The 18,671-nt window shown below is 71.0% G+C and carries 19 protein-coding genes and 2 pseudogenes; 12 read left to right on the top strand and 9 right to left on the bottom strand.

The window, feature by feature from the left end:
• Positions 1 to 15: 15 nt before the first annotated feature.
• The 3 genes from IG78_RS42450 (at position 16) to IG78_RS0121360 (ending at position 2,374) form a co-directional block, all read left to right on the top strand.
• Complete coding sequence (locus tag IG78_RS42450; RefSeq protein WP_030565614.1) at positions 16 to 549, top strand: alpha/beta hydrolase family protein; 534 nt, start codon at positions 16 to 18, stop codon at positions 547 to 549.
• 52 nt (positions 550 to 601) lie between these two features.
• On the top strand, positions 602 to 2,041 hold the full coding sequence (locus IG78_RS0121365; protein WP_051852818.1) for an FG-GAP-like repeat-containing protein: 1,440 nt from the start codon (positions 602 to 604) through the stop codon (positions 2,039 to 2,041).
• Between the two features lie 144 nt (positions 2,042 to 2,185).
• Positions 2,186 to 2,374 (top strand): hypothetical protein, encoded by a 189-nt coding sequence (locus IG78_RS0121360; RefSeq protein ID WP_030565609.1) that lies wholly within the window; start codon positions 2,186 to 2,188, stop codon positions 2,372 to 2,374.
• Between the two features lie 226 nt (positions 2,375 to 2,600).
• Here the strand turns inward: IG78_RS0121360 and IG78_RS51505 are convergent.
• From IG78_RS51505 to IG78_RS51500, 3 genes and pseudogenes are all read right to left on the bottom strand, one after another.
• Positions 2,601 to 2,732 (bottom strand): annotated as a pseudogene (locus tag IG78_RS51505) (pyridoxamine 5'-phosphate oxidase family protein); the annotation flags it as partial.
• 271 nt (positions 2,733 to 3,003) lie between these two features.
• Complete coding sequence (locus tag IG78_RS0121355) at positions 3,004 to 3,423, bottom strand: RICIN domain-containing protein (RefSeq protein WP_030565607.1); 420 nt, start codon at positions 3,421 to 3,423, stop codon at positions 3,004 to 3,006.
• A 197-nt stretch (positions 3,424 to 3,620) separates the two neighbouring features.
• Positions 3,621 to 3,911, bottom strand: coding sequence for a DUF6192 family protein (locus tag IG78_RS51500; RefSeq protein ID WP_225882147.1), 291 nt, complete (start codon positions 3,909 to 3,911; stop codon positions 3,621 to 3,623).
• Between the two features lie 158 nt (positions 3,912 to 4,069).
• Here IG78_RS51500 and IG78_RS0121350 point away from each other — a divergent pair, with 158 nt between their 5' ends.
• Entirely contained in the window at positions 4,070 to 4,768 is a 699-nt protein-coding gene (locus IG78_RS0121350) for a hypothetical protein (RefSeq protein ID WP_211267709.1), read from the top strand.
• A 33-nt stretch (positions 4,769 to 4,801) separates the two neighbouring features.
• Here the strand turns inward: IG78_RS0121350 and IG78_RS0121345 are convergent, their stop codons facing one another.
• Positions 4,802 to 5,947: a GlxA family transcriptional regulator gene (locus tag IG78_RS0121345; RefSeq protein WP_037685804.1), complete on the bottom strand. Its 1,146-nt coding sequence runs from the start codon at positions 5,945 to 5,947 to the stop codon at positions 4,802 to 4,804.
• A gap of 141 nt (positions 5,948 to 6,088) precedes the next feature.
• Between IG78_RS0121345 and IG78_RS0121340 the strand changes: the two genes are divergently transcribed.
• From IG78_RS0121340 to IG78_RS0121330, 3 genes are all read left to right on the top strand, one after another.
• Entirely contained in the window at positions 6,089 to 6,958 is an 870-nt protein-coding gene (locus tag IG78_RS0121340; protein ID WP_051852816.1) for a S1 family peptidase, read from the top strand.
• A gap of 238 nt (positions 6,959 to 7,196) precedes the next feature.
• Positions 7,197 to 8,174: a GlxA family transcriptional regulator gene (locus IG78_RS0121335; RefSeq protein ID WP_030565600.1), complete on the top strand. Its 978-nt coding sequence runs from the start codon at positions 7,197 to 7,199 to the stop codon at positions 8,172 to 8,174.
• Positions 8,175 to 8,260: 86 nt separating this feature from the next.
• Positions 8,261 to 8,998, top strand: coding sequence for a VOC family protein (locus IG78_RS0121330; RefSeq protein ID WP_030565598.1), 738 nt, complete (start codon positions 8,261 to 8,263; stop codon positions 8,996 to 8,998).
• A 314-nt stretch (positions 8,999 to 9,312) separates the two neighbouring features.
• Here the strand turns inward: IG78_RS0121330 and IG78_RS52730 are convergent.
• Together IG78_RS52730 and IG78_RS49320 are read right to left on the bottom strand one after the other, a co-directional pair.
• Positions 9,313 to 9,369, bottom strand: a pseudogene (locus tag IG78_RS52730) (hypothetical protein); the annotation flags it as partial.
• Positions 9,370 to 9,466: 97 nt separating this feature from the next.
• Complete coding sequence (locus IG78_RS49320; protein ID WP_169749706.1) at positions 9,467 to 9,667, bottom strand: LmrA/YxaF family transcription factor; 201 nt, start codon at positions 9,665 to 9,667, stop codon at positions 9,467 to 9,469.
• Between the two features lie 16 nt (positions 9,668 to 9,683).
• Here IG78_RS49320 and IG78_RS51490 point away from each other — a divergent pair, with 16 nt between their 5' ends.
• The 3 genes from IG78_RS51490 (at position 9,684) to IG78_RS0121320 (ending at position 11,293) form a co-directional block, all read left to right on the top strand.
• Positions 9,684 to 10,232: an LLM class flavin-dependent oxidoreductase gene (locus IG78_RS51490; protein ID WP_318657874.1), complete on the top strand. Its 549-nt coding sequence runs from the start codon at positions 9,684 to 9,686 to the stop codon at positions 10,230 to 10,232.
• Positions 10,233 to 10,255: 23 nt separating this feature from the next.
• Positions 10,256 to 10,456: a hypothetical protein gene (locus tag IG78_RS51485; protein ID WP_225882146.1), complete on the top strand. Its 201-nt coding sequence runs from the start codon at positions 10,256 to 10,258 to the stop codon at positions 10,454 to 10,456.
• Positions 10,457 to 10,552: 96 nt separating this feature from the next.
• Positions 10,553 to 11,293, top strand: a complete 741-nt coding sequence (locus tag IG78_RS0121320; protein WP_030565594.1) for a VOC family protein — start codon at positions 10,553 to 10,555, stop codon at positions 11,291 to 11,293.
• 240 nt (positions 11,294 to 11,533) lie between these two features.
• Here the strand turns inward: IG78_RS0121320 and IG78_RS0121315 are convergent, their stop codons facing one another.
• Positions 11,534 to 12,376: an RICIN domain-containing protein gene (locus tag IG78_RS0121315; protein WP_030565592.1), complete on the bottom strand. Its 843-nt coding sequence runs from the start codon at positions 12,374 to 12,376 to the stop codon at positions 11,534 to 11,536.
• Positions 12,377 to 12,588: 212 nt separating this feature from the next.
• Positions 12,589 to 13,437 carry an EamA family transporter gene (locus tag IG78_RS0121310; RefSeq protein WP_030565590.1) on the bottom strand — a complete coding sequence of 283 codons (849 nt, stop codon included), beginning with the start codon at positions 13,435 to 13,437 and terminating at the stop codon, positions 12,589 to 12,591.
• Between the two features lie 792 nt (positions 13,438 to 14,229).
• Between IG78_RS0121310 and IG78_RS0121295 the strand changes: the two genes are divergently transcribed.
• Entirely contained in the window at positions 14,230 to 14,454 is a 225-nt protein-coding gene (locus tag IG78_RS0121295) for a hypothetical protein (RefSeq protein WP_157855840.1), read from the top strand.
• Here the strand turns inward: IG78_RS0121295 and IG78_RS0121290 are convergent.
• The gene (locus IG78_RS0121290; RefSeq protein ID WP_030565584.1) at positions 14,438 to 15,199 is read right to left on the bottom strand and encodes an SDR family oxidoreductase; all 762 of its coding nucleotides are present in this window, start codon (positions 15,197 to 15,199) and stop codon (positions 14,438 to 14,440) included. The genes IG78_RS0121295 and IG78_RS0121290 overlap by 17 nt on opposite strands.
• Positions 15,200 to 15,353: 154 nt before the next feature.
• Between IG78_RS0121290 and IG78_RS0121285 the strand changes: the two genes are divergently transcribed.
• Positions 15,354 to 18,608 (top strand): AfsR/SARP family transcriptional regulator, encoded by a 3,255-nt coding sequence (locus IG78_RS0121285; protein WP_030565582.1) that lies wholly within the window; start codon positions 15,354 to 15,356, stop codon positions 18,606 to 18,608.
• The last annotated feature ends 63 nt before the right edge of the window (positions 18,609 to 18,671 follow it).

The following is an 18,671-nucleotide window of genomic DNA, read 5'->3' as shown; positions in this document are numbered from 1 at the left end:
AGGTGACCATCAGCCATGACCGTCCCCGCTGTCGATCCCGAGATCCAGATGCTGCTCGACACCGCCGCCGCCGCCGCCACCACCGCCGACACCGCCGACACCGGCGTCTTCCCCGTCCACGGCCTGGCCGCGGTGCTCGCCGACCCCCAGCGCTACGCACTCCTGCGCGCACACCCCGACACCCCCGCCGACGACCAGGTCAAGGCGTGCGATTTGTACATACCCGGCCCACCGGGACAACTGCGGCTGCGCGTCTACCGGCCCGGCACCCCCGAAGACCTGCCGATGATCCTCTACGTGCACGGCGGCGCCTACACCTACGGATCCCCCGAGGCCGAGGAGAAGCGTTCCCTGCGCTACGCCCGCTACGCCCGCGACGCCCGCGCCGTTTCCCCCAGGCCCGCGTCAGCGAACGCAACCTCACCGACCAGGTACGCGCCCTGCGCGAGGCCCTTCACCCCTGACGCCCAGCCGGCGTACGGCACGAAGCGGCGCGGGCGCGGGAGCGGGCACGAAGAGGCGCGGAAACCCGTACAACCGTTCCGGTGAGTCGGGGGTCTTGGAGGCGTATTCACGATCGAACTCCTAGGGGGAAACGGACGTGCGACGCCACATCCGTCACGCCATCGCGATCGCCGCGGCGGCCACTACGCTCACCGGAGGCCTGCTGGCCTCCACCGGCACCCGGGCCGAGGCCGCCACCGCGGCTCCCGCGCCCAGCCGCTACTCCGACGACTTCAACGGCGACGGCTACCACGACCTGGCCATCGGCTCCCCGGACGCCGGCGTGAAGGTCACCGCCGCGGAGGGCGCCACCACGACGCTGGGGAGCGCGGGCTATGTCACCGTCTCCTACGGCGGCAAGCACGGCGCCCAGAAGACCGGCCTGAAGGCCCTCACCCAGAACAGCCCCGGAGTGCCGGGGGACGCGACCCAGGGCGGGCGGTTCGGGCAGGTCCTCACCAGCGGCGACTTCAACGCCGACGGGTACGCGGACCTCGCCGTGAGCGGGCGGGGCCAGGTCAGCCTGCTCTGGGGCAGCCCCACCGGCCTCAAGGGCGGCACCCCGATGGCCGACCCCAATCGCCGGCCCGGCTTCGGCTCGGTCCTGAAGGCCGGTGACTTCACCGGCGACGGGAAGACCGACCTGGTCGTCGGCTACTCCACCTCGCTGCACCTCTTCAAGGGCCCCTTCAAGGCGGACGGCACGCCCGCATCGACACGGGAGGTGGACACCGGCCGCAACTACCCCGTCTACGACGAGGGGGCACAGGAGCGGATCGCCGTGGGCCGCGTCAACAAGGGCTCCATCGACGACCTCGTCGTCCTGGGCGAGAGGCGCATGCGGGGCCGGGTGCTCCTCGGCGGGGCCTCGGGACCGCGCCTGACCCCGGTCACCGTCCGGGGTGGCAACAGCGTCGCCGTCGCGGACTTCGACAAGGACGGCTACGGCGACGTGGCGGTGGGCGACGCGGCATCCGTACTGGACACCGAAACCGCCGCGGGCGTGGTCCGGGTCAACTACGGCGCGTCCAACGGCGTGGACGAGAACCGCAGCATGCGGATGTTCACCGAGGACACCCCCGGCGTCCCCGGCGGCGTGCAGAAGGGCGACCGCTTCGGCGCCTCCGTCGCCGCGGCCGACCTCAACCGGGACGGCTACGCCGACCTGGTCGTCGGCGCCCCCGGTGAGCGCAAGCCCACCTGCGAGCACTGCTACATCAGCGGCGGCGGCCTCTACGTACTGAAGGGTTCCTCCAGGGGCGTCACCGGCACCGGCTCCGCGTTCTACGCCTACAACGCGCCCGGCCTGCCCCGCCCCGCCGGCACGTACCGCATCCCCTCGCAGCTCAAGACCACCGACCTGAACAACGACAAGCAGCCCGAGATCACCCTCCCGGTCCCGGCGACCGCACCGGAGGTCTGGTCGGTCGGCACGAAGGGCGGCAAGGTCGCCGGGTCCTCACCCACCCGCGCCGTGAAGCCGCCGGCCGACCCCCAGGTCACCACCGGCACCGAGTTCGGCGTCCTGGCCCGCTGACGGGCTCCCGACGAGGGGGGAAGGGGGGCTGGACAGCGGCGGGCGCCTGTCACCCGATCGGCGCAGCGGTCGGGCGCCGCGGCAGTCTGCATGCCAGGCTCGTCAAGGATCAGTCACCCCCACCAGCGAGCGGAGCACTCCCTCATGGGCATCAAGGACGAGATGCAGGAGAAGGCCCAGAAGGCCAAGGAGAAGCTGCAGAGCAAGCAGGACGAAGCCGGCACGCGCGGCCGGACTGAGCAGGAACGTCTGCGAGAGCGCGCGGACGAGACCCGCCAGAGCGGTCAGCGCTCCTTCGACGACATCCAGGACGACATGGACGACCGCCGCTGACCCTCCTGTGATCAGACTGGGCCCGCATCACTGTGTCTTGGTGCTGCGGGCCCAGCCGCGTCTCAGCTTGTTCCTTGTCTTCCGGCCTCGAACGGCGTCCGGCGCGGTGCTGTGTGCGGACGGTGCCGGCCGGGCTGTCGCTTCCTCGTTTCGACGGCGGGTGGCTGGGCCTGGCGGTCGATGGTCCTGGCGGATCCTGGTAGTCAGAGAACGAGCTCAGCGAGTGGTCGTACAGCTTGGTCCACGGCCCGGTCGGAACCCAGAAGGCGTTCTCCTCCCACAGAAACCACACAGGCCGCACGCTCGGTCCGTCGGTAGCGATGCGCGCGGTGAGCGGCTGCCTGAGGAAGACGTCAATGTCAAAGGGAGGAGGCGTCACGTCGCCATGCTCGCCCTTCCAGACACCGCTGAACACCGCGACCTTCGGCCTGAGCCGAGCCATCGATAGACCTGGAACCTGTGCTCGAGCGGCCGCGAACGTGGGCCTTGGTGCGCGTACCCGCGTTACCTGTCCTTCGGTGACCGCACCGCAGTTTCCACACTGGGATTGCGGGAGCGGGTAGCACGCAAAGCCCAACTCCCGGGAAACGGGAGCTGGGCCGGAAAACGCGGAAGTTGCGGTCAGACGGTCAGACACGCTCCAGGAGCCACCGCTGTGAGGCAGCGAAGGTGCCGTCCTGGATGGCGGCCTGGGTCCCCTGATCGTCATTGGACAGCGTCACGACCTGGTGTGTGCCGGGGTAGCCGATACGGAATGTGTTGTCGTCGATGGGGGCTATGTGCCACACGACGTAGAAGGACTGGACAGCGAGCTTGGGCGGGTACGAGCGCTCTGACGAGGTGTTCAGGAAGTAATCGCCGAGGGTCGACTTGATGACGACGTCGCCCGGACCGTAGGCCTGGGTGACTTCCCAGACCTGGTTCTCGCTCTTGTGCCAGGGCCAGCCGATGACCGGAACGTTGGGCGCGGCGTAGCCATTGCAGACGTCCAGGACGCGGTCCGCGTACGCGGCGCACTTGATCATGTACGTGCCGCTTTCAAAACCCATGACCGGTTGCCCCTCCCATGAGATGCGTTGACGGGATTTCGGTGAGTCAACGTATGAGCCGGAAAGGCTGTGACGCAACGGGGAGTTTCAGCCTGCAATAAGACGGCTGGAATACTTGAGCAAAAAACCGACGAATGTTCGACCGCATCCTCTTCTGATGTGGGAGTGTGTGGGAGTGAATTAAGAGGCGACTGCCTTTAATGGTGCCTGGGTTGACATCGGATAGCAGAATGCGTCACGTGCCGGATGACGTGAAGGGAGCGAAGAGGGCTGAACGCCGCCGCCTGGGAAGTGGAGTGTCGTCCCGCATCCGGTGTCCACCGGGCCTTGCCCCCCGGCGGCGTCTTGATCACGGTGAACCGTTCCGCCTCGTCCTCGATGTCCGCCAGGATCCGGTGAACCGTGCAGGACGCTCCGGCCTGCCGGTGTTCCTCGAATTCGCGTGAACGTGGTGCGTGTGCCCCCAGTTGAGGGCACGATGCCAGCACGGGGGAGCGCCGTGCCGGGCGGGAGCCGTTCCCGATGCTGAACCTGGATTCCGCCGTAAGCGATGGACGATCACATGACAGCGGGAAACACTCCGAACCGGCGAGACAGCAGAAGGCGTCGGCTGGCCGTCCGAACAGTGGGCGTCGTACTCCTCGGCTTGCTGGCAGCGTCCTGCGGGAGCAGGTCGAGCGACAGTGACCCCGACAGCCAGGCGCACTACCAACAAGAGATCATCAAGAGCCGCAAGAAGATGTTCCAGGGGGAGATCAGGTACACCCCGCTGCGCGGGGCCCGGGTGGGCCAGTCACTTGAAGTGCGCGCTGAGGTGGAGGGGTTCCGGGTCGCGCAATCGCAGGGTGAGCGCGCGGAAGCCGAGCGGCGTACGGGCAAACTGCTCGTCGGCACCCTGATCGGGGTCAAGCTGCGCTGCTCAGGTGCAGGCGCCACGTGCACGGCGCTCTCCTCCGAGCGGCAGAACGTGCTCACCCCCGATGACCGAGCGACCTGGCGCTGGATGGTGAGGCCCTCCAGCACGGGCCAGATGATGGTCGCCCTCACGGTCACGGCGTACCACCGCGACACGGACAACGTCCTCTTCGAACAACCGCCCTATGTCGAGCGGGTCTCCGTCGGGACGACCACCGCGCACACGGCGCAGAGCGCCAAGGACGACATGGGTGAGGTACTGGCTGTCCTGGGCGCGGTCCTGGGCCTGGGTGTCGCCTACGTGACCATCGATGAATTCCGCGGACGTCGCTCCGGCAGGAAGGGCGAAACCGGGGCCAAGAAGAAGAGCCCTCCGCGGCGGACGCGGCAGCCCAGCCCCTCCCGGGTGCGACGACGCAACAGGCCATGACGACCGGGACAGTTCAGCGGCCCTCGTCCCCCATCACGGCTGATCGGGGCGTTCCGGCCAGGTGATGCCGGAGACCAGCGCGCGGAACGCCGCGCGGTAGATGGTGGGGCTGGTGCCGGTGGAGCGCTGGAAGTGGTGGCGCAGGTTGGCGGGGGTGCCCAGGCCGCTGCGGGCCGCGATGCGTTCCACCGGGTCGTCGGTGCGCTCCAGGAGCCGCTGGGCGTGCTGGATCCGCATACGGAGCAGGTACTGCAGCGGGGTGAGCCCGGTCTCGGCACGGAAGCGGCGGGTCAGGCTGCGCACGCCGAGCCGTGCCCGGCCCGCGATGTCGTCGAGGGTGAGCGGGTGGTGGAGGTGGGCCTGCATCCACCGCGTCACCGGTTCGAGGCTGCTGCCGGGCGGGGTGACGGCGTTGTACGCGGCCTCGGCGGCGGCAGCCTGGGCGGCTCGCGCCCCGGGCTTCGCGGCGCCCCCCTGAGCCGCTCGCGAGCGGGCCTTCGCGGTGCCACCCCGAGCGGGCCCCGACGCGGCCTTCGCGAGGGCACCTCGGGCCGCCCCCGAACCGGCCTCGTGCGCCGCCCCGCCGGCGTCCTCCGGCTCCGCGTGCAGGTGCAGGAAAAGCTGCCGTTCCGTCTCGATGGCCACCGAATCCCCGTGATCCAGGGTGATCAGGTGCAGACACAGGTCGATGCCTCCGAGTACCCCGGCCGCGCTGTGGAAGGGGCCGTCGGCCACTGCGGAACCCTCGGGGTCCACGTCGATACGAGGGTGCAGTCGCGCCAGTTCCCGCGTGTGCCGCCGGCTGGTGGCCGCCCGGCGCCCGTCCAGGAGGCCGGTGGCCGCGAGCGTGAACGTGCCGGTGCCGACGGCGCCGATGCGCGCCCCGCGCGCCGCCGCGGCCCGCAGGGCGTCCACGACGGCGGGCGGCGGCGCGGCACGGAAGCCCTCGTGCCCCAACAGCAGCACCGTGCCGGCGTCGTCGAGCCCCTCCATGCCCCAGGGCGCCTCGATGCCGAAGGGCGCGGGGCCGCCCGTGCTGCTGAACCCCGGTCCCGCGCAGACCCGCACCTCGTACGCGACCGGGTGGTGGTGCCTGGCCGCCGTGGCGAAGGCCAGTCCGGGGGCGGTGAGCTGGTGCCCCGGGGCCCCGTCGAGGGCGAGGACGGCGATCACTGACATGTCCAGAATTTAGCCCAGGGTGACATCGCAGCCGCTGTTTGCGGGGGCCGCCCGCAACGGATGATCGCAGAGCGGTGGGAGGGAGGCGGACAGACGCCTCACCCACACGCAGCTCCGTCACTTTTTGCGAAAGGCCCGTTCATGCACGCCACGGACACCGCTCCCGCCCCCGGGACCCCTTCTTCCGCCCCTGCCGACCTCTCCCGGCAGGGCTCGCGCCGGCTGCTCGCCCGGGGCGCCGCGGCGCTCGGCGCGACCGCGCTCCTGGGCGTCACGGTGATGACCGGCAGCGCGAGCGCCATCGTCAACGGCGAGGACGCCACGCAGCACTACCCGTACATGGCGACGGTGCCGGTCAAGGAGTACGGCGCCCAGTGCGGGGCGACACTGATCGACCCCCGGTGGGTCCTCACGGCCGCGCACTGCGTCAACCCCGAGCTGGCCACGCTGACCGGCAAGATCCGCGTCGGCAGCGACCACCGGACGACCGGCGGGTCCGTCCGCGACATCGACAAGATCGTCACCGCGCCCGGCTATGTGCAGGACATGACGGGCACGACCCACAACAAGAACGACCTCGCGCTGATACGCCTGGACCGCCCCGTCTCCCAAAAGCCCGTCCGCATCGCCGAGAAGGCGGGCCCGGTCGGCACGCCCACCCGCATCCTCGGCTACGGCACGGTCGTCGAGGCGCCGTCACTGGAGGACGCGAAGTTCCCCGACCGCCTCCAGCAACTGGACACGCGCAGGGGCGCGGTGAGCGAGTGTGCCCCCGGCTGGGCGGGCAGGACGCGGCTGTGCACCGTCAGCCCGAAGCCGAAGGCCATGGCGTGCAACGGCGACTCCGGCGGCCCGCAGCTCCAGCGCGCGAAGAACGGCCGCTGGGAGCTGATCGGCGCCACATCCGGTCCTGGCAGCCTCCGCGAGGGCTGCGGGACGGGGCCGGGACTCTACTCCAACGTGCCCGCCTTCAAGAGCTGGATCCACAAGACGATCCACAAGGGCGGCTGACCGACGGCTCACGCGGCCGACACCCTCCTTGGGCGCGGCCTGGCCGGCGAACCCTGCGAGAGGGGGGGGCTGACGCCGGCCGGCGTAGGCGCGGCCGACCGGCGGGCCGCGAGGGCGGCTGTCGGACTGCGAGGGCGGCCAGCGGACAGCGAGGGCGGCTGTCGGGCCGCGAGGGTGGCTGACGGACGGCGAGGGCGGCTGACGTCGGCCGGCTCGTGCGGATGGTTGGATTCCCGCTATGTCAGTGATCGCCGTCCTCGCCCTCGACGGGGCCCCGGGCCATCACCTCACCACGCCCGGCCTGGTCTTCGGCACCGCCTGCCGCGAGTACCCCGAGGTGTCCTACGAGGTCAGGATCTGCGCGGCACCCGGGTTCCGGGCGACCGGCGGCCCGGGGCCGGCGCTCGTCGTCCGCCCGCCGTACGGCCTCGAAGGCACGGCGGACGCCGACGTCGTACTGGTTCCCGGGCACGACGGTTCCCGCGCCGGGCAGCCCCCCGAGGGCGTCCTCGCCGCGCTGCGTGCGGCGGCGGCCCGGGGAGGCCGCGTCGCCGCCGTCGGCACCGGCACGTTCACACTCGCGGCCACCGGCCTCCTGGACGGACGCCGGGCCACGACCGGCTGGCGGCACGTGGAGGAACTGGCCGCGCTCTACCCCCGTATCGACGTCGATCCGGCCGGCACGGTCCTCGAGGACGGGCCGTTCTGCACGGCCGCCGGAGTCTTCGGGGGCCTGGACCTCTGCCTGCGGCTGCTGGCCCGCGACCACGGCCGCCAGGTCGCCGGACAGACGTCACGCGAACTGATCACGCCGCTGCACGCGGACGCGGACAGCGTCCAGGAGGCCATCGACCGGGAGGTCGCCGAGAGCACGGGACTCGAACCCACCCTGCGGTGGATCGACACCCACCTCCACCTCCCGCTCACGCTCCCCGAGATCGCCGCACACGCGCGCACGAGCACCAGCGGCGTGACGCGCCGCTTCCGCGCCCACACCGGGCTCAGCCCGCTCCAGTACGTGCTGCGTGCGCGCCTGCACGAGGCGATGCGGCTGCTGCGGGAGACGGACACACCCGTCGAGGCCATCGCGCACGCGACGGGCTTCACCTCACCCACCGCCCTGCGCCACCACTTCCGCGCCCTCACCGGCACCACCCCCCGCACCTACCGCCGCACCCACGCCCCGCCGGGCGGCCCGCCCGCGCCCGGGCCATGACCGGCCACCTCCTGCCCCGGTCCCGGTACCGGGGCGAGCCCCTGTCTGATCGCGGCGGCGCGGCGGCAGCTTCTAAGATCTGCGGCATGGCGACAAGACTCGTGCAGATCAACATGAAGGCCCAGGACGACTCCGCGCTCGGCCGGTTCTGGGCGCAGGCACTCGGTTGGGGTGTCGACAGTGAGGGACCCGGGGTCACCAACCTCGAACCCGTGGGTTTCGCCTACCCCGACCCCGTGGCCGTCTGCATCGACATCATCGCCCGCCCGGAACCCAAAACAGTGAAGAACCGGGTGCACCTCGATCTGGCCACCACCTCTACCGCCCAGCAGGCGGAGTTGGTCGCGCGCCTGAAGGATCTCGGCGCGACGCTCGCCGACGTGGGTCAGGGCGATGTCCCCTGGACGGTCATGGCCGACCCGGAGGGCAACGAGTTCTGCGTCCTGGAGCCCCGCCCGATCTACCAGGACACCGGGCCGATCGCCGCGGTGGTGGTCGACTGCGCCGACCCACGGGGGATGGCCCGGTTCTGGGACCAGGCGATGGACTGGACGCTGCTCGAGGTCACCGACGACCAGGCGACCATGCGCTCCGCCAAAGGCGTCGGCCCCTACCTGGAGTTCCTGCGCACCCCCGACACCAAGAGCGTGTGGAACCGCGTCCACCTCGACGTCTGCCCCTACCCCGGTGACGACCTTGCGGCAGAGGAAGCCCGGCTCCGCGCCCTGGGCGCCACCGACCCCGGCATCGACCAGTCCGCGATCTCCTGGACGGTACTTGCCGACCCGGAGGGCAACGAGTTCTGCCTCCTCACCCCTCGCTGACCCCGGACAACGGCTCCGGCCGGTTTCGGGTCAGCCCCCCCTTCACCCTGAGGGTGTCCGCCACCGTCGTGCATGCGAGCCGGGCCACGCGCGGCGGACTGTGCGATGAGGCATCCCGCGGGGACCGCCGGGTCGGCGATGCGGCTCAGGACGACGTCGAAGAATGCCTCGGCCGCACGTACCGCATCGCCGGGGTGTGCCGTCAGTGCCTGCTCGTACTGAGCGCCGTAGACCGACGCGTAGCGGTCGAGGCACTGGCGGAACAGGGCGTCCTTGGTGCCGAAGGTGCCGTAGAGGCAGCCGCGGCCGAGACCGGTGGCGGAACCGAGGGCATCGAGCGAGGCGTCCGCGTATCCGCGCTGCCAGAACACTCGTATGGCCTGGTCCAACGGTACGTGCCCGTACGGCGCGAGCGTAAAAAGATCACGGACGTCGTCGCCGGGCGGAAGAACCGAGGAGCGGTGCACCTCACAGCCCCGCGCGAACCAGGACGGCGAGGTGCTCCGCGGCCAGGCGCAGCGGCGCGTCGTCACTGGTGACGCGGCTGAGCAGCTCGGCACCTTCAAGGGTCGACAGGACGGTGCAGGCCAGCGCGGCGGCCTGTACCTGCGGGAGACCGGACATGAAGGCCATGACCGGCCAGGCAGAGGTGATCAAACGTGCCGACACGTCACCGTGATCGGCACTGTGGGTACGCGATGTCCCGCTGTCCGACCCCGGGTTCGGGGACGTCGGCCAGGTCTATGACCCCTGGACCTACCTCGCCTGGCTGGCCGCGCACACCCGGCGGCTCTCCCTGGCGGCGGGCAGCGCGGTCTTCCCCCTGCGTCACCCCATCGACCTGGCCAAGCAGAGCGCGTCCATCGACCAGCTCAGCGGCGGGCGCCTGGTCCTGGGGGCGGCGTCGGGTGACCGGGGCTCGGAGTTTCCCGCCTACGGCATCGACCACTCCGCACGCGCAGAACGCTACCGGGAGACCTTTCACCGGTTCCGCGAGCTGACACAGAGCACCGGCCCCCGTATCTCCTCCGCGCTCGGCCGCAGGGGCGGCGGCCTCGATGTACTGCCCAAACCGTCACCGGCCGGATCCCGCGGCTGGTCACCGGGTCCTCGCAGCAGAAGCCGGAGTGGATCGCCGAACACGCCGACGGCTGGCTGGTCCACCCGGGCTCACCGAACTCCATCGCGGGCACCGAAGCCCTCGGGCGCAAGGTCGCCGCCTGGCGGGAGCTGATCCCCGGGGGGCGGTTCAAACCGGTGGCCACCAACGAGTGGCTCGACCTGGCTGAGGACCCGCCCACCGCGCCGCAGTCCCTGCGCGGCGGTTTCGTCCTGCGGAACCCGGGGACGGCCACCGGGACTTCCACCACCGCGGAACGGCCCGACATCGAGCTGTGGGCCCGGCCGGCACAAGTTCCTTGCCCCCGGCCCGTAGTGAGCGCTTCAGTTGGCGAGTGAGCGTGCGAGTCGGCGACTTGAGCGGGCTGTGCCGAGGGTTTGGGTGAGCTGGGCGGCGTGGGAGTCGTCGCAAAGCGGGTGCATAGGATCGCCGGCATGACACTGCGACCTGTCCTGGTGAACATAAAGGCTCTTGACGACTCGGCGGTCGGCCGGTTCTGGGCGCAGGCGCTCGGCTGGAGTGCTACCGGCGAGGGATCGGGCGCGACCGCCGTCAAACCCGTCGGCTTCGATTGGCTGGACCCGGTCGGCGTATGCGTTGACGTCGTTGCTGTCCCGGAACCCAAGACGGCAACAAAGAATCGTGTGCACGTCGATCTCGCCACCACCTCCGCTGCCCATCAGGCGGAGTTGGTCGCGCGCCTTGAAGCTCTCGGTGCGACGCCCGCCCACGTGGGCCAGGGCGATGTGCCGTGGACGGTCATGGCCGACCCGGAGGGCAATGAGTTCTGCGTGCTGGAACCTCGGGAGATGTACCGGGGCATCGGGCCGATCGCCCGGGTGGTGGTCGACTGCGCGGATCCGCGGGCCATGGCCCGGTTCTGGGATGAGGCGATGGACTGGACCCTGCACGGGGTGAGCGACCACCATGCGGTGTGGCGTTCGGCCAAGGGTGTCGGCCCCTATCTTGAGTTCCTCCGCTCGCCCGACGTGAAGACTGTGCCGGACCGCGTCCATCTTGACCTGGTGCCGGATGCTGGTGACGACAAAGCAGCGGAGGTCGCCCGGCTGCGGGCCCTCGGCGCAGCCGACCTCGACGTCGGCCAGGGCGACGTCCCGTGGACGTGTCTTACCGACCCGGAGGGTCATGAGTTCTGCGTCCTCGCCCGTTCCTGACACCGAGCCTTGACCACACCCCGGCACGTGAACCTCGGGTACTCCTGCGCCGCCCCCCGGGTGGGCTGTGGCGTCCCGGTCGATCGGGGCGGCGGGAGCCCCCGTGTCGGGGCGAGACCGGCTTGCTCACCGACCGCAACGCTCAGAACCCGTCTCGGAACCTCCGATTTCCAGGTACCGAGACGGGTTCCGGCAGCGGTTCGGCACCCCTGGGATGCCGAACCGCAAACCCATGGCCGTTCAGCCGATGCGCCAGTCCTGGGCGTTGCTGTTGTTGCACTCGTACGTCTGGATGGCTGCGCCCGGGTGGGGATTGCCCAGGGACAGCTCCAGGCACAAACCGCTCAGTTTGCTTACGATCCGAGACCCGTCCGTGCGCCACTGCTGGGCTGGCCCGCCGTGACAGGTCCACATGTTGACACCAGCCCCCCTGTCGCGGTTTGCCGCGACGATGTCCAGACACTTGCCCGACACGTCACTGACTAGCTGGTCGTTGCGCCACGCCCAGCGCTCTGAGGCGCCGCCGTGGCAGTCCCACGTGGTCACCATCGCTCCGTTGCCGGTGTTGCCGTCCCGTACCTCCAGACACCTATTGTTTTTCATCGCGACGATCGAGACCCCGGCGTCGGCCTTCGCGGCCCTGGGTGCCGGATCGGCTGACGCCGACGTCGTGAAGGCAAGACTGCCGATCAAGAGTCCCAGAGATCCCAGCAACCCCACACGGCGGGTCGGTATGCGCACGGCTGTCTCCTCTGCTCGAAACCTGTCCGTGGCAGCGTGACCGGAGCCATCAGCGAGAGGCAAGCACGTGTTCCGCTCAGCGGAACGCTGTCGGCTGATTCCAGTCGCGCCTCCGTCGGCCTCGGCGGCGAGCCGGTCAAGGTCGGTGATCAGGTACCGGTCGCCGGGGCCCGTGGTGATGCGGCCCTCCGTGCCCATGCGCAGGATGTCCCGCCAGTGCCAGCCGATCCGCTCGGCGGCCGCGTCCCTCGGCAGGCTCGCCGCCAGCCAGTCCTGGCGCTCGGTGACGATGCGGCGCACCAGCTCGATGTCCAGGGCGAGGGCGTCGGCGGTGGCGTACATCGGCCACCCCTTGTAGGAGTCGACCGCGGCGAGGGCTGGGCTCTGTCGCGACGGAATCAATTCAGCAAGTTCGAAGATGGGTTCTCAACTCGCCGACTGAGAGGTTCAGTCACACGGCCTTGAAGCGACACTGTCGGCGAATCCGGCCGGTTGAGTGGGAGTCTTCGACCCAGCCGGGTCGCATGGTGTGGCTCCAGGCCGGAGCGGGGCATTCACCCCAGGCTGAGCAGGATGACGGCGACGGCCGAACTCACCAGTCCCACCGCCTGTGCGCGGGTGACCTTTTCGCGCAGGACCGCGAGCCCGAGGGCCGTCGGGACGGCCGGGTAGAGAGAGGCCAGGACGACAGCGATGGCCAGCATCTGCAGTCGGGTGGCCCACAGATAGAGGATGAGGCCGAGGGCGGCTCCCGCTCCGATCAGGACCGCCCAGCCCAGCGACCTGGCGGAGCGCCTGAACTCGGCAGTGTGCCGCCAGGTGGCCGGCAGCAGGAGCAGCACCGCGGCGAGGCGGCCGACGGCCACGGGCCAGAGGCCACTCGCCGGATCCGCCTGGGCGAGGCCGATATATTGCACGGCTACTCCCAGGCTGGCGACCAGACCATCTGCCGGTACCGGCCCGGACTTCGTCCCTCCGCTGTCTCCGCGGCTGGTTCCGCCGACGGAGACGAGCCACAGAGCGGGCACGGTGACAGAGATGCCCAGCCAGGCCAGTGGTGTGGGCCGGTCGCCCAGGAAGAACACCCCACACAGCACGGACAGGGCCACCCCGGTGACGGCGCTCACGGGTATCACCACGCTCATGGCACCGCGGCTCAGACCGCGATTGAGGAAATGCATGGCCGTGGCGCTGCCCGCACCGGAGAGCATTCCCCACATCACATCAGGCGGCCGGACCGCGTCGGCCGGTAACAGGAGAGCGGCTGCAAGCGCGAGCAGCAGGCCTCCGAACTGTCCGAGGAAGGTGACCACGGCGAAGTGGACCCGACGGGACAGCAGCCCGCCGGCGAAGTCGACGAAGCCGTAGCAGACCGCAGAAGCCAACGCGAGAAAGGCACCCATCTGCTCCATCTGCCCGGCGCCGCCGTCTCAATCCGGTGGGGCGATCACGTGGCCGCCCCGCCGATATCGGACGGAAAGAAGTCTCTCCCGGGCACAGGGATCGCAAACAGCTCCTCAGCCAGAGCTTGGGCAACCATCTCCAGTTCGGCGGCACGATCGGCTGCGGCAGGCCCAGGAGCAACGCTGCGGCCTGCCCGATCAAGATCCCGGCGTCATCGAGGAGCCGCAGGGCCCTGCCTGCCTCCCGCCGGCCCTGCCCGGCCGCGACCGCCGGTTCTGCCGCATGCGTGCCCCGGCATGCAGCCCGAGCACGAGCTCCTGCACCATCGCCATCGCCCGCTGCGGCTCCGCCTGCGCCAGATGCCGGAACCCGGCACACAGCAAGGCCACTTGCGAATCGCACACAGTCATACCCAACCAACGATCCCCAGGAGCCCCGGACCCGGACCCGGCCAGATCAGAAACGACTACCGGAGGCGATGAGCCACGCCCTGGCCGGCGTCGCCGGGGGATTCGTCGCGGCAGCGCTGGAAGGCCTGGCCGCGGACGAGACGCTCGCCTTGAATGTGTAACAGAAGCTGCATCTGGACGGGCCGGCCAGCGAACTCGACCTGGAAACCGTAGAGATCCTCCGCGGTGCAATGGAGTGACTCGGAAAGCTCCCCCCCGGATTGAGCACGATGCGGTCACGACGGAGGGGTTCTTCAAGACCGGCGTCACACGAAGCCCGAATTCCACACCTGTACGAGGTGAATGGCGGGACAGGCCCGCCCCACCGCGCAGGAGCGCCCCGTGGCGAGCACCGCAGACGAGCCCGAACAGCCCCTCGACCCGGCCGGAGAGGCCCTCTGCGTGGGCCCCTCCACCACCCCCTCCACGCCCCGCGCTCAACGACCGGGAGTCTCCGCTGCACTGTTCGAGGGGGGGCTCGCCGCCTCGCTCGGAGACGAGGCGGCGGGCTTGATGGTGCGACGGCCGGGCGGGGACGGCCGCCACAGGATCAGTGGGCGCCGCTGAGACCCTGGGCGAAGCCGCCGTCGACCGGGAACTCGACGTTGGTGCTGAAGGTGGCGTCCGCGGCGAGGAACAGGGCGGCCGCGGCGACCTCTTCGACCGTGCCGTTGCGCCTGAGCGGGGTGGTCTGGCTGCCCTGCTCCTCGAACTCGCGGCGCTCCTCATCGCTCAGCCCGACGACGCCCATGGTGGGAGTCTTGATGTAGCCGGGAGCCACGAGGTTCACGCGGATCTGGCGGGGCAGGAACTCGGCCGCGAGGACATGGGCGACCGCACGCACCGCCTCCTTCGAACCGGAGTAGGCGCTCAGACCGGGGAAGATCAGGTCGTTGGCGACCGTGGTGAAGACGATCGCGCCGCCGTCGTTGAGGAGCGGCGACAGGCTCTGCACGGTGAAGAAGGCACCCTTGGTGTTCACCGCGAAGGCCCGGTCCCAGGCATCCTCGGTGACCTCATCGAGGGTCTGTACCTCCGCGATGCCGTGATTGACGAAGAGATAGTCGACCCGCCCGAGCTTCTCCTGGACGGTGTCCGCGAGGGCCCGGATGTCGGCCATGCTCGCGGCGTCGGAGCGGACGACGTGCGCGGAGTCCGACTTCAGCTCCGTCCGCGCCTCCTCGATGTTCTTCTCGTTGCGACCTGTGAGGACCACCTCGGCCCCGCCGTCCAGGAGCGCCTTGACGATGGCCAGGCCCATACCGTGCGTGCCGCCGGTGACGACGGCCTTCTTGCCTGCGAACTTGCTCATGATGACTCCCTGTCAAGACAGTGTGGAAGGTGCTTGTTACGCCGGTTTTCTCCGGTGCAAGCAGAGTGCGGGCAAGGGCTTGCGGTCGGCTGTCGGTCCGCTTGCGGTGCACTGACACACCCGGCAATGACCACGGGGCGTCTACCTTGGTCTCATGCGCTTCGGGGTACTGGGTCCGCTGGCCATCTGGTCGGCGGACGGTGAACTGGTAGGGGTGCCGGAGGCCAAGGTCCGCTCGCTGCTCGCGGCCCTCCTGACGGCACCGGGGCAGGTGGTCTCCGCCGACCGCCTGGTCGACGAGCTGTGGGGGGACGCGCCGCCCGCCAACGCCACGGGCGCACTGCAGACCCTGGTGTCGCGATTACGGAAGGTGCTCACCCGCGCCGGAAGCGGCCCCGGCCTCCTGGCGTACCGGGCCCGCGGATACGTCCTGGAGGTGACGGACGACGCCGTGGACGCAGGCCGCTTCACCACACTCACCGCCCGGGCGCGCACGGCCGCGGACCCCCCGGAGCGGGCCGAGCTGTTCACCGAGGCCCTCGGGCTCTGGCGCGGCCCCGCTTTCGCCGGCTTCCAGGACGAGCAGTTCGCCCGCGAGGCCATCACCCGGCTCGAGGAACAGCGGCTGCTCGCCCTGGAGGAACAGGCCGAAGCCCGACTCGAATTGGGCGAGCACAGCCAACTGGCCCCAGAACTAGGCGAACTGACGAGGCAGCACCCATTGCGGGAGCGGCTGCGAGGCGCCCATATGCGCGCCCTGTACGGCGCGGGCCGCGCCAGCGAGGCCTTGGACAGCTACCAGGACCTGCGCCGCCGCCTGGACGAGGACCTGGGCCTCGAACCGGCGCCCGAACTGGCCGCCCTGCAACAGGAGATCCTGCAACAGGACCCCGCCCTGCGGGCCGCACCCGCCCCTTCTGCCACACCGCGGCCACGCACCAACCTGCCCACCCCGGTCACCGACCTGATCGGCCGCTCCGACTCCGTGGACGCGGTGCGCGACCTGGTGGAGTCCGGCCGCCTGGTGACCTTGACCGGGCCCGGCGGGGTCGGCAAGTCCCGCCTCGCGGTGGAGGTGGCGACCCGCCTGTCCGAGGCGTACGCGGACGGCGTCTGGCTGGTGGAACTGGCCACACACGCCTTGCCCGCCGCACCCGGGGCGGCCGCGGGTGACGACCTCGCCGAGGTCGTCACCGCGACGCTCGGAGTCCGGGACGACACCGGTCCCGGACCGCTGCCGAGCGGCCTGCCGCGTACGCTGCTCGACCGCCTCACCGACGCCCTGCGCGGCCGCCGCCTGCTCCTGGTCCTCGACAACTGCGAGCACGTCATCGAGGCGGCCGCGGGGCTCGCACAGGCGCTGCTGCGCGGCGCACCGGGCGTCCGCGTCCTCGCCACCAGCCAGGAGCCCCTCGGCATCGCCGGCGAGCAGTTGTGGCCGGTGCGGCCGCTCGACCTGCCCGAGGATTCGGCCGACCCGGCGGTGCTGCGGCGCTCCAGCGCGGTACGGATGTTCCTCGACCGGGCCGCGGCCGCCGCGCCCGGCTTCGAGCTGACCGACGCCAACGCCGGGGCCGTGGCCTCGATCTGCCGCCGTCTCGACGGAATCCCCCTCGCCCTGGAACTGGCGTCCGCACGGGTACGCGTCCTCGGGGTGCGCGAGCTCGCGGAGCGCCTGGACGACCGGTTCAAGCTCCTCACCGGCGGCCACCGGGGCGCACCCGCACGGCAGCAGACACTGCGCGCGATGATCGACTGGAGCTGGGAGCTGCTCACCGCGGCCGAGCAGACGGTCCTGCGCCGGCTCGCCATCCACTCCGACGGCTGCACCCTGGACGCCGCCGAGGCCGTCTGCACGGGCGACGGAGTCAAGCCCGCCGAGGTCCTGGACCTGCTGACCCGCCTGGTGGACCGCTCCCTCGTCCTGGCCGGCCACGAAGCCGACGGGCCCCGGTACCGGCTCCTCGAATCCGTGTCCGCGTACTGCCTCGAACGGCTGCGCGCCACCGAGTACGAGCGGGTGCGGCGCACCCACGCGCACTACTACGCGGCCTTCGCCGAGCGGGCCGACTCCTTCCTGCGCGGCGGCGACCAGCGGCAGTGGCTGCGGCGCCTGGACGCGGAGACCGCCAACATCCGCAGCGCGCTCGACGCGGCCGCCGCGGACGGCGACGCCGGCCTGATGCGGGGCCTGGCGCACGCCATGGTCTGGTACTGGTTCCTGCGCGGCCGTCTCACCGAGGCCCAGCGCCGGCTGACCGTGGCCCTCGACCTGCCGGGCCAGGCGGAGCCGACGGCCAAAGGCGACCCGGGCCGCGCGGTGACCGCGGCCTGGCGAGCCGGAGTGGACTTGCTGTCCGGCGCCCCGGACGACTCCGCGCGCCGCAGCGCGACGGTTCTGGAGCTGTACGAGGACATCCGCGACCCGCACGAGCGGACCAGGGCCGGCTGGTTCCTCGGGTTCGCGGTCACCCGGTTCGGGGACTTCGCGGTGGGCGAGGAACTGGTCAACCGGGTGCTCGCCGAGTCCCGTGCCCTGGGCGACCCCTGGGGCATCGCCGCGGGACTGAGCACACGAGGCATGCAGACCTACGTGTGCGGCAACCTGACGGCTTCCCGCAGTGACGGCGAGGAGAGTCTCGCGCTGTTCCACGAGGCCGGCGACGGGTGGGGCAGGCTGCAGGCGATGGCGGTGCTCGGGCGGCTCGCGGAGATCGAGGGCGACTACCAGGAAGCCGCCCGGCTGCACGAGCGAGGGCTGCACGTCGCCGAGGACCTGGGGCTGTGGACCGACGCGTCGATGCGCTGGTCCGACCTCGGCCGGATCGCCCTGCTGACGGGCCAGTACGCCCGCGCCGACGAGTTCCACGAGCGCGGCCGCCGGCTCGCGGTCGAACAGGGCGACAAGCCCGCCGAGGAGTTCGCCGAGCTCGGCCTTGCTCTCAGCGCGCGGCGGCAGGGACGGCTCGACGCCGCCGAATCGTATCTGCGCACCTGGCTGGCGTGGAACCGGCAGTTCGACGCGGAGTACGGGGCGGCCCTGATCCTGGCCGAACTCGGCTTCGTCGCCGAGCTGCGCGGGGACGCCGACACCGCGCTGTCCCTGCACCTGGAGGGCCTCGCCGCGGCCCGCGACACCGGCGATCCCCGGGCCGTCGCGCTGGCGGCGGAGGGACTCGCGGGAGCGCGGGCACTGGCAGGGCACGCCGGGCAGGCCGCGCGGCTGCTCGGGGCGGCGGCCGCGGCCCGCGCCTCGGTGGGCGCACCGCTGCCGGCGGAGGAGCGCGGCGACGTGGACCGGGTGACGGCCGCGGTACGCGCGGTACTTGGCGAGGCGGACTTCACGGCGGCGTTCGAGCGGGGCGCCGCCTCGGAGCCGCTCAAGGAGGCGGAGTCACTGCGGACCTGACACGTCACGGCACACCGGGTCATGGCCCCGGGCACCGGAGCCGCGCGCCCGCGAAGGGCCTCC

Source organism: Streptomyces aureocirculatus (assembly GCF_000720475.1).
Classification (GTDB): domain Bacteria; phylum Actinomycetota; class Actinomycetes; order Streptomycetales; family Streptomycetaceae; genus Streptomyces; species Streptomyces aureocirculatus.
This window is presented reverse-complemented; position numbering and strand designations above follow the sequence as displayed.

Bases quoted from the DNA above. Each gene is read 5' to 3' on its own strand.
- IG78_RS42450 (WP_030565614.1), top strand. From the start codon at position 16: ATGACCGTCCCCGCTGTCGATCCCGAGATCCAGATGCTGCTCGACACC.
- IG78_RS0121360 (WP_030565609.1), top strand. From the start codon at position 2,186: ATGGGCATCAAGGACGAGATGCAGGAGAAGGCCCAGAAGGCCAAGGAG.
- IG78_RS0121355 (WP_030565607.1), bottom strand. From the start codon at position 3,423: ATGGGTTTTGAAAGCGGCACGTACATGATCAAGTGCGCCGCGTACGCG.
- IG78_RS0121345 (WP_037685804.1), bottom strand. From the start codon at position 5,947: ATGTCAGTGATCGCCGTCCTCGCCCTCGACGGGGCCCCGGGGCACCAG.
- IG78_RS0121340 (WP_051852816.1), top strand. From the start codon at position 6,089: ATGCACGCCACGGACACCGCTCCCGCCCCCGGGACCCCTTCTTCCGCC.
- IG78_RS0121335 (WP_030565600.1), top strand. From the start codon at position 7,197: ATGTCAGTGATCGCCGTCCTCGCCCTCGACGGGGCCCCGGGCCATCAC.
- IG78_RS0121330 (WP_030565598.1), top strand. From the start codon at position 8,261: ATGGCGACAAGACTCGTGCAGATCAACATGAAGGCCCAGGACGACTCC.
- IG78_RS0121320 (WP_030565594.1), top strand. From the start codon at position 10,553: ATGACACTGCGACCTGTCCTGGTGAACATAAAGGCTCTTGACGACTCG.
- IG78_RS0121315 (WP_030565592.1), bottom strand. From the start codon at position 12,376: ATGTACGCCACCGCCGACGCCCTCGCCCTGGACATCGAGCTGGTGCGC.
- IG78_RS0121310 (WP_030565590.1), bottom strand. From the start codon at position 13,437: ATGGGTGCCTTTCTCGCGTTGGCTTCTGCGGTCTGCTACGGCTTCGTC.
- IG78_RS0121290 (WP_030565584.1), bottom strand. From the start codon at position 15,199: ATGAGCAAGTTCGCAGGCAAGAAGGCCGTCGTCACCGGCGGCACGCAC.
- IG78_RS0121285 (WP_030565582.1), top strand. From the start codon at position 15,354: ATGCGCTTCGGGGTACTGGGTCCGCTGGCCATCTGGTCGGCGGACGGT.